Source organism: Paraburkholderia sp. UCT31, assembly GCF_014397655.1.
Lineage (GTDB): Bacteria > Pseudomonadota > Gammaproteobacteria > Burkholderiales > Burkholderiaceae > Paraburkholderia > Paraburkholderia tuberum.
Genome location: NZ_VZQP01000009.1, coordinates 1 through 14,509 on the forward strand (window position 1 = coordinate 1; position 14,509 = coordinate 14,509).

The 14,509-nt window shown below is 59.7% G+C and carries 13 protein-coding genes and 1 pseudogene; 8 read left to right on the forward strand and 6 right to left on the reverse strand.

Annotation, left to right across the window (positions count from 1 at the left end; genetic code table 11):
• Window positions 1–621 precede the first annotated feature (621 nt).
• Entirely contained in the window at window positions 622–798 is a 177-nt protein-coding gene (locus F6X40_RS09125; protein WP_187627495.1) for a hypothetical protein, read from the reverse strand.
• A gap of 133 nt (window positions 799–931) precedes the next feature.
• Here F6X40_RS09125 and F6X40_RS43190 point away from each other — a divergent pair.
• A pseudogene (locus F6X40_RS43190) lies at window positions 932–1,528 on the forward strand (multifunctional CCA tRNA nucleotidyl transferase/2'3'-cyclic phosphodiesterase/2'nucleotidase/phosphatase); the annotation flags it as partial.
• A gap of 688 nt (window positions 1,529–2,216) precedes the next feature.
• Here F6X40_RS43190 and F6X40_RS09135 read toward each other — a convergent pair.
• Window positions 2,217–3,146: an H-NS histone family protein gene (locus F6X40_RS09135; protein ID WP_187627497.1), complete on the reverse strand. Its 930-nt coding sequence runs from the start codon at window positions 3,144–3,146 to the stop codon at window positions 2,217–2,219.
• Window positions 3,147–3,344: 198 nt separating this feature from the next.
• Here F6X40_RS09135 and F6X40_RS09140 point away from each other — a divergent pair, with 198 nt between their 5' ends.
• Window positions 3,345–3,797: a hypothetical protein gene (locus tag F6X40_RS09140; protein WP_187627498.1), complete on the forward strand. Its 453-nt coding sequence runs from the start codon at window positions 3,345–3,347 to the stop codon at window positions 3,795–3,797.
• 180 nt (window positions 3,798–3,977) lie between these two features.
• On the opposite strand, the gene F6X40_RS09145 is transcribed toward F6X40_RS09140, so the two are convergent.
• Complete coding sequence (locus F6X40_RS09145; protein WP_187627499.1) at window positions 3,978–4,346, reverse strand: hypothetical protein; 369 nt, start codon at window positions 4,344–4,346, stop codon at window positions 3,978–3,980.
• 129 nt (window positions 4,347–4,475) lie between these two features.
• On the opposite strand from F6X40_RS09145, the gene F6X40_RS09150 reads away from it, so the two are divergent.
• Both F6X40_RS09150 and F6X40_RS09155 read left to right on the forward strand, forming a co-directional pair.
• Window positions 4,476–6,092, forward strand: a complete 1,617-nt coding sequence (locus F6X40_RS09150; RefSeq protein ID WP_187627500.1) for a J domain-containing protein — start codon at window positions 4,476–4,478, stop codon at window positions 6,090–6,092.
• Between the two features lie 71 nt (window positions 6,093–6,163).
• Window positions 6,164–6,733 carry a hypothetical protein gene (locus F6X40_RS09155; RefSeq protein ID WP_187627501.1) on the forward strand — a complete coding sequence of 190 codons (570 nt, stop codon included), beginning with the start codon at window positions 6,164–6,166 and terminating at the stop codon, window positions 6,731–6,733.
• Window positions 6,734–6,830: 97 nt separating this feature from the next.
• Here the strand turns inward: F6X40_RS09155 and F6X40_RS09160 are convergent, their stop codons facing one another.
• Window positions 6,831–7,022: a recombinase RecA gene (locus F6X40_RS09160; protein ID WP_187627502.1), complete on the reverse strand. Its 192-nt coding sequence runs from the start codon at window positions 7,020–7,022 to the stop codon at window positions 6,831–6,833.
• 352 nt (window positions 7,023–7,374) lie between these two features.
• Here F6X40_RS09160 and F6X40_RS09165 point away from each other — a divergent pair, with 352 nt between their 5' ends.
• Window positions 7,375–8,943: an RNA-guided endonuclease InsQ/TnpB family protein gene (locus F6X40_RS09165; protein WP_187627503.1), complete on the forward strand. Its 1,569-nt coding sequence runs from the start codon at window positions 7,375–7,377 to the stop codon at window positions 8,941–8,943.
• A gap of 133 nt (window positions 8,944–9,076) precedes the next feature.
• On the opposite strand, the gene F6X40_RS09170 is transcribed toward F6X40_RS09165, so the two are convergent.
• Both F6X40_RS09170 and F6X40_RS09175 read right to left on the reverse strand, forming a co-directional pair.
• The gene (locus F6X40_RS09170; RefSeq protein ID WP_187627504.1) at window positions 9,077–9,334 is read right to left on the reverse strand and encodes a hypothetical protein; all 258 of its coding nucleotides are present in this window, start codon (window positions 9,332–9,334) and stop codon (window positions 9,077–9,079) included.
• Between the two features lie 699 nt (window positions 9,335–10,033).
• Window positions 10,034–11,587, reverse strand: a complete 1,554-nt coding sequence (locus F6X40_RS09175) for an RNA-binding protein (RefSeq protein ID WP_187627505.1) — start codon at window positions 11,585–11,587, stop codon at window positions 10,034–10,036.
• A gap of 283 nt (window positions 11,588–11,870) precedes the next feature.
• On the opposite strand from F6X40_RS09175, the gene F6X40_RS09180 reads away from it, so the two are divergent.
• From F6X40_RS09180 to rtcR, 3 genes are all read left to right on the forward strand, one after another.
• On the forward strand, window positions 11,871–12,263 hold the full coding sequence (locus F6X40_RS09180) for a hypothetical protein (RefSeq protein WP_187627506.1): 393 nt from the start codon (window positions 11,871–11,873) through the stop codon (window positions 12,261–12,263).
• A 99-nt stretch (window positions 12,264–12,362) separates the two neighbouring features.
• Complete coding sequence (locus F6X40_RS09185; protein ID WP_187627507.1) at window positions 12,363–12,650, forward strand: hypothetical protein; 288 nt, start codon at window positions 12,363–12,365, stop codon at window positions 12,648–12,650.
• Between the two features lie 81 nt (window positions 12,651–12,731).
• Entirely contained in the window at window positions 12,732–14,423 is a 1,692-nt protein-coding gene (gene rtcR, locus F6X40_RS09190; protein ID WP_187627508.1) for an RNA repair transcriptional activator RtcR, read from the forward strand.
• Window positions 14,424–14,509 lie beyond the last annotated feature (86 nt).

A 14,509-nucleotide genomic window follows, 5' to 3' on the forward strand; every position in this document is an offset into this window, starting at 1 on the left:
CCAAATACCTGCGCCACCTCCACCCCCGCCTACCAGGACAAAGCTGATGGAGGAGATACCGTTAGGCACAGTCCACGATGTCGCTCCGACCGTTGTAAAGGGCACAGAGCCAGTAGCGGGCGCTTGCGGCAACGGCGGCGCGGGCGCTTTTATCCCCGGAACAACGACACGATAGGTGTACGTGGTGCCGGCCATCGCCAATTGCGTAGCCAACCCCAGCAGGACTGCCGTGAGAAGTTTATTTAGTCTGCTTTTCATTCGCATTTAACGGAAAGAGTGGTTCGCTGTGCATCGGCTAGAATTCAAAGCCCGCGCCGTTCATAACAGGGGTTAACCTGCTGGGCGATTCGGCCCAAATCGAGACCGACTTCCGACGGTTCGAAGTACATTGGGGGAGAAGGAAAATCGCCGGTTTTTGCATATAGCTACCGCACGGAGTTCCCGTGAACGGTGACTCGCGACGTGGACAGACGCCATTGACGGATACGAACCGCGACATCAGCCAGCTCGCTATCCGCGCGACTTATTCGCCGATGAGTCGGTGGGCCGAGGCTCGCCACAAAAGAGAAATGCCCCAGGAGAACCCGGGGCAAAATGAGGGGTCGCGCCGGGAATCAGCGCTTACTCAACGACAAGATAGCCGTCGGCGGTAGCACGGACGCTGTCGTAGCCGATACAGAGCGGCTTGCCATCGTTGCCGACGACCGCGATGTCGCCATAAGCGCGCAATTTTGCTTCGAGCCGTTCGATGACGTCCGAGATGCGCTCGGCGTTGTGGGGAATGTACTCCAGTCGCATTTGTTTCCTCTCGGGTTTCCGTAATGCCAGACACTGGCTCGGTTCTGGGACGTCTAGCGAACCATCGCGAATGTCGAGGCGGTCGCATCGCCAAAAGCTATACGAAGCAGACCATTTTTCAGAAGAGGAACCCATGGAAGTATATTTGGTAGGCGGCGCGGTACGGGATATGTTAATGGGCTGCGAGCCCAAGGACCGCGACTATGTGGTGATTGGAAGTAGCGCGGAGCAGATGCGCGCCTTGGGCTACGCCCAGGTCGGCGCGGACTTTCCTGTCTTCCTGCACCCGCAGAGTCACGACGAGTACGCGCTTGCTCGAACCGAGAGAAAGAACGGGCACGGTTATGGCGGCTTTGCAGTCAGCACGGAGGCCGTCACGCTCGAGGAAGACCTGTCGCGGCGGGACATCACCATCAACTCGATGGCGATGAGGGCCGACGGCACGCTGGTTGACCCATACGGTGGCGCGGCCGACCTGAAGGCCAAGGTCATCCGTCACACGACACTGGCGTTTCGGGAGGACCCGTTGAGGCTCTTACGGGTCGCGCGGTTCCTCGCGCGATTCGGCCCGGACTGGACTATCGCTCGGGAAACGCAGGCGATGCTGCGCGAGATGGTGGTCTCGGGAGAGACGGACCATCTCACGCCGGAACGGGTGTGGAAGGAGGTCGAAAAGGGCTTGATGGAACCTCATCCGTGGCTGATGACGCAGGCACTGCTTGCGCTTGGCTTCGCGAGCCGGCCGCCGTTCGCTGAGTATCTCGCGACCGAGAAGACGTATCCGGAGGCAGTTTCGCGCGCGACGGGGGACGGGCAGCCGGTCGAAGTCCGATTTGCTTTGATGTTTTCAAGGCGATGGACAGTGGATGAGGCCAAGGCGTCGCGTATTCCTTCAAGCGTGCGTGAAGTCGCGAGTGTTACTCATCGGCTTCTGACATGGGCATCGGGCCACAGCGCGCAGGCAGCGCCGGCAGAAGATGTATTGGAGCTGCTCCTCACGTCCGATGCACCTCGGCAGAAAGCGCGGTTTGGACTTGTGCTGGCGGCCCTTGGATACGTTGCACCGGACTGGGCTTTGGCGCTGTCCCAAGGCTTGGCGAGGGTGTCGCGTGTCAACTCCCGGGATGTTATCCAGCCCGGGCTGAATGGTCCTGAGATTCAGGAGCGAATGAAGGCTGCACGGTTGCTCGCGTTAGCGGCATAGGCGCGGAGGAAGTAAGAGCGGTTTGGTAATTCCTGGCGAGTCGTGTAACCCACGACTCGCTTTCTTTCGCGGCGCGTCGACCATGCAACAGGTTCCGGAATTCGCGGCAGGTTGGCGGCGGACCAGCGTCGTTTCGAAAAGCATGACCACAGAAAGAAAAAAGGTCCTGCAGGCAAACCCCGCAGGACCTTCTGGATTTAGCCGCGCTTGGCTTTTACGCGATTGCTGCTTCTTCTACTTGCTGCGTAGCGGTCGCGAGGACGTCGCTCGTTGACACCGGTGCGGTGTCCAACTGGACTCTTGCGGCAGGCTTCGCCACCTGCTTTTTCTTCGCGCTGGCCGGAGCAGCCTTGGCCGTCTTGGCCGGCGAAGCCTTCTTCGCGACACTTACCTTTTTGCCGGAAATGGCTTTCGTCGCGACGGCATCCTTTGCGCCAGCCGTCTTCTTCACGGCCGTAGGCTTCGTCGCGACGGTAGCCTTCTTGGCGCTGACCGCTTTTTGAGGCACCGGGGCTACTGCTTTGGATTTGGTCTTTGCAACAGTTTTGACCTTGACCGGAGCTGCTTTCACTTTCGTCGGCGCCTTTGCTTGCACTGCGGCCTTCGTCGCCGAGGGCTTTGCAGCTTCGCTCTGGCTTTCAATCAGAAACTTCGAGCGGTCCTTCACGTTTGCAATCCACGCCGGCGCGCGGCCGTGCCCGGTCCAGGTGGCGCCCGTTTTGAGGTTGCGGTATTTGGGGGAGAGGTCCAACTTCCGCCCCTTGCGACCATCTACCTTTTGCTCCGGCAATGCCGCTTCCGTCTTCGCCGACGACTCATCGTCCGCAATGAGGAACTTCGAGCGGTCCTTCACGTTTGCAATCCACGCCGGCGGACGCGCGCGACCGCTCCAGGTCAGCCCGCTTTTCGGGTCACGATATTTGGGCGGGAGGCCGCCCTTCGAGTCCGTTGACTTGGTCGCGGCGGACGAACCCTTCGTCGGCCCAGGAATTGCCCCGCTCAGGTCAGCGGCGGTGAGGTTGTGCGCGTCCATCAGTTTCTTGATAGTCGAAATAACCTTCTCCGACTCTTTGAGGCGAAGCGCATTGGCTTGTTCTTCAAGCTTACTGATTTTGGTCTGAATTTGCTCTAACGTGGCCATCATTGTCCTCTGCGAATTTGCTTAAGCGACATGCTTAAACCGCGCAAGTATAGGCGTGGAGCCGGCTGGAGGATAGTCCTCTGAGCAAAGGGAACAACGAAAGAGTTCTCTGACGACTCCGCCAGGGAATGCGCGGCAGGTTCGCTACACCAATGGCACAGCGTGCACCTTTCCAGGACAACTCATCTCAAGGCCATTACCATGAAGAAACTCTTCGCAATCGCTTTCGCAATGTTCGCATTTTCCTCCGCTGTTGCTCACGCGGAAGACACGGCGCAGGCGGCACGTGCGGATATCGCCATCGGCTCCGCTCTCGGCAATCTGCTGGGAACCGTTGCACGGCACGTTTCGGATTTGGGCGACTCAGTTGTCTCGGGTGCGAAGCAAGGCTTCAATAAAACTGCTTCGGCGGACCCAGAAGCGTCCGCGCCCCAGGCGTCGAATGCTTCGGATATCCAAAGCATGGCAAACTCGAGTGCGAACGTATCCGCGCTTGTAACGACCGTCTCGGCCGTAACAAATCCAGTGGGAGCGGCTTTCGGCATGCTTCATCGGCTTGTGACCCAAGCGAACGCTAAGCAGCCCAACCAGGACCCCGCGATGGCTAGCAATGAAGTCGCGGTGACTCAAGCGGAAGGTCAGACTCAGCCGTAATTTGATTCAAGGCCACCCTTTCCCAAGGGTGGTTTTTTTACGCGCCGCTGAGGGCTTCAACAGTCGGGAGCCGGAACGTCGCGTGAGCAATACCGGACCACAAAAAAAGCGCACGCAGGCCCGAGGGCGTGCGTGCTGGAATCAAAACGGATTAGAACCGGGAGGGGGAGTGTGTTCGGGCTAGGTGTCCGAGCCGTCGTAATCCTCGCCATCGTACTCGCGCGCCGCAGCGAGCGTGTCAAAGCCGTCATCGAGCGAACTGAGAGCCGCCTCCATTGCCAGCTGCGCGCTGGGGAACGTGCGTGCTGCCAAAGCATCGAGCTCCGCTTTGGCGTGGTAGGTAGCGTGACCTTCGTCGTTCGAATACAGCGAGAATGACGCTTTCCAGATGTCGTCGACCTGCACCGCGCATGCGTCGCACGTTACAAGCTCGTCGGTGACGTGGACCTTGCGGACAGTACGAGCAACCGCATTGTTGCCAGCCATGGTCAGCTCGAAATGCTGGAACTGTTCCGGAAGCTGAATAAGTTTTTCAACCTGTAGGGACATAGGGGATTCTCCGAAAACTTGAGGGGCCTCCCGCGTGTAGCAAACGGGTTGTAAAACCCGGGCTCTTTCCCAGCGACACGAATGGTAATATGTGCCCGCGTATAAAAAGTGAAGAAAAAAGGCCAAGCGATGAACACACTTTATGATGTGCTCGGGGTGGGAGAAACAGCTTCTGCTGCGGAAATCAAGTCGGCATACCGCAAATCGGCAATGAAATGGCATCCCGACCGAAATCACGGGAATGAAGCGGAAGCGGCGGCGCGGTTTCAGGAAATCCGCGCCGCGTATGCGGTGCTATCCGACCAGGCCAGGCGAGCTCAGTACGACGCCTCGATGCGGGAATCGGCGCGAACCGACGACGATGCCGCGCGCCAGGCGTGGGAACAAATGCTTCAGTTCGCCTCCGGTCTCGCGGAGGCAGGCCACAATAGCGACGTTATTCTCGGTGCACTGCTTGCACACGGTTGTCCGGTTGATATCGCAAGGACGGTAGCGGAGGCGGCTGTTGACGCGGCCCGCGCCGCCCAGGAAGCGCCCTCCACGCATCCTCACGAGGAGATGGAGGACGCACCTGCCATGACGACGGCGAGTACCGGCAGCAAAAACCCACAGCGCAAATTTGGTGTGGCCTTCGCGGTTCTGGGAGTAAGCGCCCTCGTGGTCGCTGCGTTCTCCGCCAATCCGGACCGCTCGTCGGGGGCCTCTTCGCTGCCGGTCGCCACGGCCGCACCGTCAGTCGTAGTTCCCGTGGCCGCCAGCGCGCCACCTGTCTATGTCGGCCCCATCCGGTCTCAGTTGCCCGACTACGATGACACGACGAAGTCGGGAACCTTCCAGTTCGCAGGGTTCCCTGCAAACAGTTCTTTCAACGCGTTTCGCGCTAGCACCGGCGTGCGGTTCAACGTACACGTACTGGGCAAACTCACGTTGCTAAAGAAGCCTCGCACCTGGCTCTACCTCCTTGCTGCCACACCGCAAAGCTGGGCCGACCCGACTTGCGACGGGTGCAAGCCGGTCGTGGCCGGCATGGTCGTACGTGAAGACGTCCACGAGCCAAACGAATACAAAATGCTGGTGCCCCTAACGCCTATTGCGGTCGCGGGCGCTAGAGGAACTTACGACCTCGCGCGGAACGCGCCACGGCTCGTGCAGGTAGGTAAGGGTGTACGAGGCCTCGTTCTGACCGACGTCCAGCGCAATGCGACCGGGGCCGTCGCCGTCTCGAACATCTATTCAGCGATTATTCCGGACGAGGCTACCAGTGCCGCGACCTTCAGGCCAATCGGCTTTGCGATGCTTGGGTCGGTGCTGGCACATGTCGACGGCTCACAGATGCAAGCCTGCCGTGCGTATGCCGCCTTGCACACGGACGCTCCGGGTCCATGCTTCGAAATCACGACCGATGCGGCGTTTGTCCCCACCCCGGCCGGAGGGCTGTATCCGCTCAAAGTCCATTTTAGCGGGACGAAGTTCCCGCCCAACGCTACAGCACCGACGCCGCTCGACGAGACGGACATGTTTATCACCTCTTCCGACCAGGAAGATTTCGTGAGCGTTGGTCAGGCGCCGGGTCAGACTGTTGCTGCATCTTCGACAGTGGCCGCGTCTGCAGGAGCCACGTCCGGAGCGCCAGGCGCCGCTGCAGCAGCTCCGGCCATTCCTGCCGCGTCGGCACCGCCGGCGGCCGCTACATCCAACTATGCCTCGCCTCCAACGCAGCAGGACCGCCCGGTTGCCGAGATGTAGCGCGCCATCAATACGACAGTCTTGGCGCTATCCGCTATACCTCAGGTACAGGTCAACCTGAGGAAATCATAATGAATGACGTATCGAGCACGAATACATCGGAGCAAAGCCTGTTTAGTCTTGCGTTGAAGGCACGAGTTGCCTCGGCGCACGGGGTAATAGCAGACATAGTCGGCGAGTCGGCGTATACAGCCAGGATGAGCCATCGCGCGGACGCTTGGCAGCACGCTGAAAAGGCCGGCTACTACTACGGACACGAGTCCATTCCTAACCTGCTGGCGAACGAGGTCGAGCTGAGCGCTGCCTGGTATGAGGGAATCGAGCGGCGGGAAAAGGAAGAGCAGGCCAAGGCGCGGGAGCGAGCGAAAGCAGAGGCCGACGCGCTTGTTGAACAGCGAATTGCCGCCAGGGATTGGACTGCACTCGGTCTTCCGACACCGGCGGAACTCGTTCTAAAGCTGGGCCAACGGGAGGAAGTCAGCGTCGAAGGCCATTCACTGACGTACGACGAAGGTTTTGTGTGGTACACAAATCCCTACGGACAGGACGGTATCGCATGCGAGGGCCTTGACGAAAAGGCGCTCGACAAATTCCTGTGCAACCTCGCGCGTGGGGTCGAATACGGCGCTCTGCCATATTGATGCCCATTTCTTCATTCCTCCGCCATGCGCAAGCCTGGCGGAGTTTTTCTTGGTTGGAGAGCAGGGGGGCTTGCCTCTCACCTGAGGACACCTGTTATCAGTCCCAGTTCTCCAGGCCCGCCTGCAAGTGCGCGTTGGCGGCAATCGCGGCCTTTTGGTCAGGCGTGAACGTGTGCCACATCGCCTGGAGGTGCTCGCTGATGTAGTTCTTCCAGTCGTGGACGCGTTGTCGATTGGCCCAATCCGGCGCGGCATAGTCGTCCGGAACCTCATAATCGTCGGTCGTCATTTCCGTTCACATATTTGCGCGAAACGTGATTGTAAAGGCATCGACAAGCCGGCACAAGCCTGATGCTACTCAGCGGTCGACAGTTAAAATCGGCCCCAAATAGGCTAGGCGTCAAAAGAGAAAAGCCCGCGCAGAGCGAAGGCTTTTCGGTCCTAGGAGGCGCAACCAGTCCCGGGCAGTGGCAAACCTGGCTGTCTCAACGCGTTTTGGCGCGAAAGGGCGCGAGCCTGTCGACAAGGATGAGCGGGGCTGTTCATTCAACATCCGGTACCTTATATCCTCCTCCTTCAGGGGAGGATATAAGGCATAGTCTTCCCTGGACAGTCCATCGAACGGGCTGTAAGCTTTACATATGCAGACCAAAAAACCTTCACGCGTCAAGCGACAGAAGCGCCCGAAACACTCGGGCGTGGTGCGCGTGTACCGGTTCCCGCTTGACACTACGAAGGAGGAGTCTGCCAAACTTTTCAATACCGTCCACCTCTGCTGGGAGGTTCGTGAGCGACTCGTCGCGGACCGGGAAGCAGACCGTGTCGCGCAGCGAGGCCGCCGCGCTGCGGGTGAAAAACCAAAGTACCTGACAGTTGCGGACCAGTACATTTCGGTCGCGCGGTTAGCCCGCGACGAGCCCCGGTTCGCGGTGCTTCAAAGTCAGGTTCTTCAAAACGTCGCTGTTCGTGTCGACGAAGCGACCAAACGCTGGCTGGAGACGTTCGAGTCCGGTCGGCGCGGCGTCCGACCGCCGCACTGCATCGACAAAAAAGAGTACACCAGCTTTACATATCCACAGTACGGCCCTAGTGCGCGCCTGCGCCAAGGTGTTCTTCATCTGTCGAAGCTCGGGCACTTTCGGGTTCGCGACTATCGCCGGATGCGCGGCACGCCCAAGACGGTAACAGTGAAATTCGCCGACGGTCGCTGGTGGGCGGTTATTTCCTGCCACCTGCAGGCGGTCGACGTGTACCGAGCCGCAAATGAGGTTCTGGCGCTGGACGACACGGGAGCGGATACCGGCCTGACGTCGCTGTTGACGACGGCCCATGGTGAGGTTTTTGACCCGCCGAAGGCGCTAAAAGAATCACTTGCAAAGCTGCGGCACGAGCAACGCAACATGAGTCGTAAATTCGAGGTTCGGAAGGCTCAATATCATGATGACCAGGCGCGGCGGGCCGCGCAAAAAGCTGAGCCGCTGCCGGCGCTGCGCGAAATCGCCTATTCGAAACGGCTGAAGAAACAAATCAAGGTCGTCGCGAAGCTCCACACGAAAGTCAAGAATATCCGGCAGTATCACCACCGGAAGATAGCGGACCGTATCGAGAAGACCTACCGGTGCGTCGCGGTTGAAGAGCATCCGATAAAGTTCATGCTGAAAAACCGGAAGCTCGCGCGTTCGGCGGCGGACCGGGGCATCTACGCGCAAAAGCAGCAGATGAAGTCGAAGCTCGGCAACCGGTACGTCCCGGTCCCGAACAAGCGGCCGGGCATCGGCGGAAACAGCCAATCGTGTTTGTGCGGCGAAGCAGTTCCGAAAAGCCTGAAGGACCGAGTTCATGAGTGCCCGAAATGCGGGCTGAAGGATAACCGCGATGTCGTTTCAGCAAACATCGCGATGTTGATTGGGTTTGGGCGAGCTCAGTTAATGAGCCGTCCGGCGGCAGGGCTTGCCGTCGTCATACGTGGAGAGACCGAAGAGGTGGGCACGTCGCCGCATCTCGAGCGCGCGAGCGCTTCAGAGGTTTCTGTGAAGCGTACACCTCACGCCAACTTGAGGAAACGAGGAAAGACCGGCGGTGCGAAAGCTACGCCGGCAGCCAAGACCCCGATGCATCGGCCTAAAAAACCGTTGCCCGGTGCGGCGAAACTCCCGATTCCACCGGTCGAAGGGGCCGAATCAAGGAAGCACCGTCCTTTAGGGCGGTGAGGATGTCACAAGATGAAACCCTCACTCGGCATTCGACAAACTCGCGCTTTCTGTTGCCGGGCATCGAGACCCGGATTTTCTATGTGGTGTGACCCAATGCCGCGCACAGCAGGGACCCACAAATGAGGAGACGTTAGTCGACGCGAATCAGCTCGGCAAGCTCGCTAAGCGTCATCGAGCGGAGGCGCTCCGCGCTGAACCAGCCCAACTCCCTTACTTCCCGCTCCGCCTGCGCGCGACCGTATTCGCGTCCATTTTGTAACTCCGTCTGCCATTCGGCCTGAAACTTCTTGCGCTCTTCTCGGAGGGAACAATGAGATTCGATAAGGTCGGTAAGCGACAGCGAATCAATGCCGATGCGGCGGGCATAGTCTTTCAAGAGGTCTGTCATTCTTTGTTCCGAGGACGCTCGATAATCGAAAAGGGGTTGCAGGAAAGTCGACAAAGAAATATCGAGACAGGTCACTTTGCATAAATGTAGTCCCAACGGGCATTCGACTTCCCTGCAACGTTTTCTGGAGCCGGCCGCGACAAGGAATGTCGAGACGTGCATATATCCGATGTAGTCCGCGACGGCATTCGCGGCCAGCCCCAAAAGCTGTACAACAACACAACGAGATGGGCGACAAAAAGGTGCGTAGACGTAGGTTTCACCGAAAGAAAATGTAATCCACGCGAGGCATTCGCCCAAAGCTTTCCAACTGCAATACTGATGGCTCCGGTGCCTCGACAAGAAGGCGTCGAGACGAGTCATTTCCCGAAAATGGAGTCCCAGACTAAATTCGAGACACCGGGGCCAAACCTTGAATTCTGACGCCGGGAGCTGGGGTAACCCGCTCACCGACTAGGTACATCATTCACAACAGGATGGGCGACAAAAACGCGGAGAGGTGAGTTCACCAATTGAATGTACTCCCCGCTGGCATTCGCCCAAATCTTCACTACCGCAATACTGATGGCGCCGACGCCCCGACAAAAGGTGTCGAGACAGCTCATTCCCCAAAAATGTAGTCCGCGACTAAATTCGGGGCGCCGGCACCAAACCTTGAATTCTGTGCGGCAGGGCGGCGGCGCGCCGCCCAACCGGCTTTTACAGCTCAACCTTCTCGATTTCAGCTACCCAGTGCTCGCCGCCGAGTTGGCCCTTCGCAAACTGCGCGATGACCTTGAACACGTTGTCGGAGAAGCCCCCGATATTGAGCACATCGGTCGACTCCTTCGCCTGCGTGGTCGTGTTCGGCGTGATGTCGATACACACCAGCTTCGCCTTCGGGTTGCGGCGCTTGTACTCCCGCCATTCACCCATCGTCGGCGTGGCGGTCTGCCCGCACCGGCCCGACTCCGCCCACGACTCGTTGTCGCTCACGTAAATCACGAGCTGTGCTCGTGACCCACGACGATTGAGCTCAGCGAGCGCCACCGAACACGCGGTCCCGCCACCCAGCAACGCCGACAGCTTCTGCGTGTTCGAGACGACCGAGTCACGCGGGTTCAGCGTTACTTCGCGCACCATCCGCTGGAACGGCACCACTACCGCGTCCTCGTTCTTGCGCAGAATCGCCGAAGCGAAGAGCGCAGCTGCATCCACGCAGCGAATCTTCGACGGATTCGCTGAACCCTTGCCCGTCACGGGGTCCTTCATCGAACCCGACACGTCCACGAGCACGGCGGTGTCCATCCCGAAGTCCGGCACGTTTTCCACTGCCACTTCCATGGCGTCCTGCAGCGCGTTCTTCAGCTTCGTCGGCACATCGTAGCCTGCGAACAGGTACGCAGCCAGCAGCTGGTACGGGAACGCCCGAGCCTTGCGCACTTCGGCCGGGTCGCGCAGCCGCGCCGCCACGACATCGACCATTTCACGCGACTCGAACACGCCATGGCGCATGAAGGTATTCAGGTTCATCCGCGTCTGCGTCCACGTCGCGTTGCGGGCAATCTGCGCCCAGTTCGCCTCGGACAGGTCCAGCGACGTCAACAACTCGAACGGCACTCGCGGAATCTCGACTCCCAGCCCTTCGCGGAAGTCAGCGAGGTCGCGAACCACCTGCGGCAGTGCTTCTCCGACGTTACCCGTCAGCAGGTATTTGAAGAACGCGTCGCGCGATTCGTCACGGCCTTTCGCATGCGACAGGCGCACCACGTCTGCCAGCGACGGGCTGTTGCCCACCGACGCGGCCAACAGGTGGCTATCGTTCGCAGCATTCAGCCATGCTGCGACCAGCTTCTTCGGACGCGTGCCGAGTGACTTGCGGCCGGCAGCACCGGAGCGCACGATTTGCACGAAATTGCGCAGCATCTTCCCGTTGTCGATAACGCGGTCGAAGATTTTCGACAGCAGCGTCACGTCACGCGCCGCCACTACCGCGCACAGAAACGCCGGCAGGTCCTTCATGTAGCCGTCTTGACGGGCGTACACGGCCAACTTCGCCAGGAACTCCGCGTCGACTTCCTGAGCGTACGCCTTTACGTCCGCCAGTTGGTCCGACGCCGAAGCGTAGTACGTATCGGCGAGAGTGCCGGTCATTGCCATCTGGGCCAGCGCGGCCTTCGCAGACAGCTTGTATGCACGCCCGCCAGCCCGGTTCAGGGTGTCGGATTCCGGCATCACGCGTACTGCGGAGCCGAACAAGTTGCGGTTTGCCATAATGAATCTCGCGTCTATGGTTCGTGGTGGGCAGCGGTTCCGGAGGGAACTTTGTAAAGCGTCGCTGCGCTGATGAGCCTTATATTGCGAGAGGCGTGCCAGCCTTGCTGCGCGCCGAGTGCCAGCCGCTTCGACTTCACGCTAAACACCTGTTTTGACAGGAGAAAAAATTTTCAAAAAGTTTCGGCGCGGAATCCGGACTCGGTTTAAGCCTTTACAAAATCTATCTGGTTCGATACAATCTACGCATTGAGATATAACCAACGACATCAACGGGGAAGCGATGACAGACCGGTTCAGCAAACCCAACCTGTTCGCGGCACTGGAGCGCAGGGCGGAAGCACTCCAGAAGGAGTTCGGCTTCGACCGCAACAACGGCACCGCGCAACTCAAGGGCAAGCTTGCAAGTCAGGATGCGGCCGTGGACTACGGCAAGTTCCGTCTTTTCCATGACCTGCTTCAGCAGACAGACCGAGTCAGCAAACCCACGCTGCTGGCGGCACTGGAGCGGCGGGCGGAAGCACTCCAGAAGGAATTCGGCTTCGACGTCAACAACGGCACCGCACAGCTCAAGGGCAAGCTTGCAGGCCAGGACGCGGCCGTGGCGTACGGCAAGTTCCGTCTTTGCCACGAGATGATTCAGCAAATCGACGACGGCTCGCTATTGCGGCTTTGACCCGGATGCGGCGCTGACCCGGACGAGCCGATGAACTGGAGGCCCTTTGGCCCCAATGGCTAGCGTCTGTCTTGATGACCACCGACGAGGAAACATTTGATGGCAGAACAATCCCAAAAACTGGTGGCCGATGGCCGGGTACGTCTCGTTGTCGACTACGGAGTAACCGACGGCTGCACGTATCACTGTCGCGTTACCGTACCGGTGCTCTACAAGTCGGCCGAAGACTTCGTGGTGGATTTCGAGGCGTGGTGTCAAGCCAATCGAACTGCGCATGAGCTCAAGTTCGCCGGCGTAAGCTTCAACCCCGATAACTTCTTCGAAGAAGGTGTGTATTACGGCCCGGACGTGATGACCGTCGATGAGTGGTTCGCAAGCGCGGAGTAGCCACGGAAACGCCGTTCGCCCTGTGCCGCACTGGAACTGCGTCCATTTGCAAGTGACGACAACTACACCGTTAAAATTATTATGATTTCTCGCAAGCAGGTTGTTATCGGCTTTCTTGGCACAGTACTGGATGGCGGCTTTTCCAAATCGCGGTGGGAGCGCTGGCGGCCGACGGTCTCTGTCTGTGCTCACGATGAGTTTCCGGTCGCGCGCGTGGAGCTCCTGCTGGTCTCGGAAAAGGACGTTGAGCTGGCCGAGCAGGTCAAGGCTGACATCATCGCTGTCAGTCCCTGCACCGACGTGGCTCTTCACGTGCTGGATATCGAAGACCCGTGGAGCGTCGAGGAGATGTACCTCGCGCTGCACGACTTCGCGCGCGGGTATTCATTCGAAGAGGACACGGATTACTTCGTGCATCTCGCGACGGGAACGCACGTCGCACAGATTTGCCTCTTCGCGCTGACCGAGTCGCGGCACTTTCCGGGCCGGCTCGTTGACACCATGCCGAAGGGCAAGAAGGGGGAGCCAGACACGTGGCGCGGGATACTCAAAGTCATTGACCTTGACCTGGCTGCCTACGACCTGCTGGCGGCGCGCTTCTCGGTTGAGAGCGAGGAGAGCGAGGCGCTGTTGAAGAGCGGTATCGTCACGCGCAACGCGGATTTCAACCGGCTCATCGGTGATATCGAGAAGGTCTGCGTGCGCTCGAGCGCGCCGATTCTCCTCACCGGCCCGACGGGCGCAGGTAAGACGCAGCTCGCCAAGCGCATCTATGAGCTTCGTGCGCGCCGCCATCTGGTGAGTGGAGCATTCGTGGAGGTCAACTGCGCGACCTTGCGCGGTGACAATGCGATGAGCACTTTGTTCGGTCACAAGAAGGGCGCTTTCACCGGGGCTGTCACCGAGCGTGAGGGGCTGCTGCGCGCCGCCCACAACGGAACGCTCCTTCTCGATGAAATCGGCGAACTGCCGCTGGACGAACAGGCCATGCTGCTGCGCGCGCTGGAGGACAAGCGGTTCATGCCGATGGGTTCGGACAAGGAGGTGGAATCTAACTTCCAGCTTATCGCCGGAACTAACAAGGACCTCGACGTGGAAGTCGCGCAGGGTCGGTTTCGGGCCGACCTGTATGCGCGGCTGAACGTGTGGACGTTCCGGATGCCGGGCATCGCCGAGCGGCCGGAGGACATCGAGCCGAACATCGACTACGAGCTACGCGCCGCCGGCGGCGAACTCGGCGTGAAGGTGTCGTTTAACCGTGCCGCGCGGGAAGCCTATCTCGCATTCGCGCAGCGCGCGCCGTGGCCGGGCAACTTCCGGGACCTCTCGGCTTCGGTCGCGCGCATGGCGACGCTCGCGGAGGGTGGGCGTATCGACATTGATGTGGTCGAGCGGGAGATTGGGCACCTCAAGCAGCGCTGGACGGTCCTGACCGGAAGCACGGGCGGCGCGCGAGAGGAGGCTCTCAATGCGAGCGCCGACCTGAAGCATCTGTCTGGCGTGAGCTCGGGCCTTACCGCCCGGGTGCTCGGCGAGCGCCCTGTCGACTGGTTCGACGAAGCGCAGCTCGAGGCAGTTTTCATGGCGATTCGCGACACGAGGAGCATGGCGGCCGCAGGGCGCAGACTCTTCGCGGTCTCGCGCACCGAGCGCACGTCGGTCAATGACACCAATCGCGTACGGAACTTCCTCCAGAGGTGGGACCTGTCCTACGAGGACGTCAAGGACGCGCTGTCGGCACCGCAAGTGGTCGCCTCCCTTGCACTGCCATAACGGGTTGCTCGGCAGTGCATACAGTGAAGTCCTGGCCGGTCGCCATTACTACACTTCAAGGCAGCGGCATACAATGCTGCAACTTT

Bases quoted from the DNA above. Each gene is read 5' to 3' on its own strand.
- F6X40_RS09160 (WP_187627502.1), bottom strand. From the start codon at position 7,022: ATGACGACCGACGATTATGAGGTTCCGGACGACTATGCCGCGCCGGAT.
- F6X40_RS09140 (WP_187627498.1), top strand. From the start codon at position 3,345: ATGAAGAAACTCTTCGCAATCGCTTTCGCAATGTTCGCATTTTCCTCC.
- F6X40_RS09165 (WP_187627503.1), top strand. From the start codon at position 7,375: ATGCAGACCAAAAAACCTTCACGCGTCAAGCGACAGAAGCGCCCGAAA.
- F6X40_RS09145 (WP_187627499.1), bottom strand. From the start codon at position 4,346: ATGTCCCTACAGGTTGAAAAACTTATTCAGCTTCCGGAACAGTTCCAG.
- F6X40_RS09150 (WP_187627500.1), top strand. From the start codon at position 4,476: ATGAACACACTTTATGATGTGCTCGGGGTGGGAGAAACAGCTTCTGCT.
- F6X40_RS09180 (WP_187627506.1), top strand. From the start codon at position 11,871: ATGACAGACCGGTTCAGCAAACCCAACCTGTTCGCGGCACTGGAGCGC.
- F6X40_RS09125 (WP_187627495.1), bottom strand. From the start codon at position 798: ATGCGACTGGAGTACATTCCCCACAACGCCGAGCGCATCTCGGACGTC.
- F6X40_RS09155 (WP_187627501.1), top strand. From the start codon at position 6,164: ATGAATGACGTATCGAGCACGAATACATCGGAGCAAAGCCTGTTTAGT.
- F6X40_RS09135 (WP_187627497.1), bottom strand. From the start codon at position 3,146: ATGATGGCCACGTTAGAGCAAATTCAGACCAAAATCAGTAAGCTTGAA.
- F6X40_RS09175 (WP_187627505.1), bottom strand. From the start codon at position 11,587: ATGGCAAACCGCAACTTGTTCGGCTCCGCAGTACGCGTGATGCCGGAA.
- rtcR (WP_187627508.1), top strand. From the start codon at position 12,732: ATGATTTCTCGCAAGCAGGTTGTTATCGGCTTTCTTGGCACAGTACTG.
- F6X40_RS09170 (WP_187627504.1), bottom strand. From the start codon at position 9,334: ATGACAGACCTCTTGAAAGACTATGCCCGCCGCATCGGCATTGATTCG.
- F6X40_RS09185 (WP_187627507.1), top strand. From the start codon at position 12,363: ATGGCAGAACAATCCCAAAAACTGGTGGCCGATGGCCGGGTACGTCTC.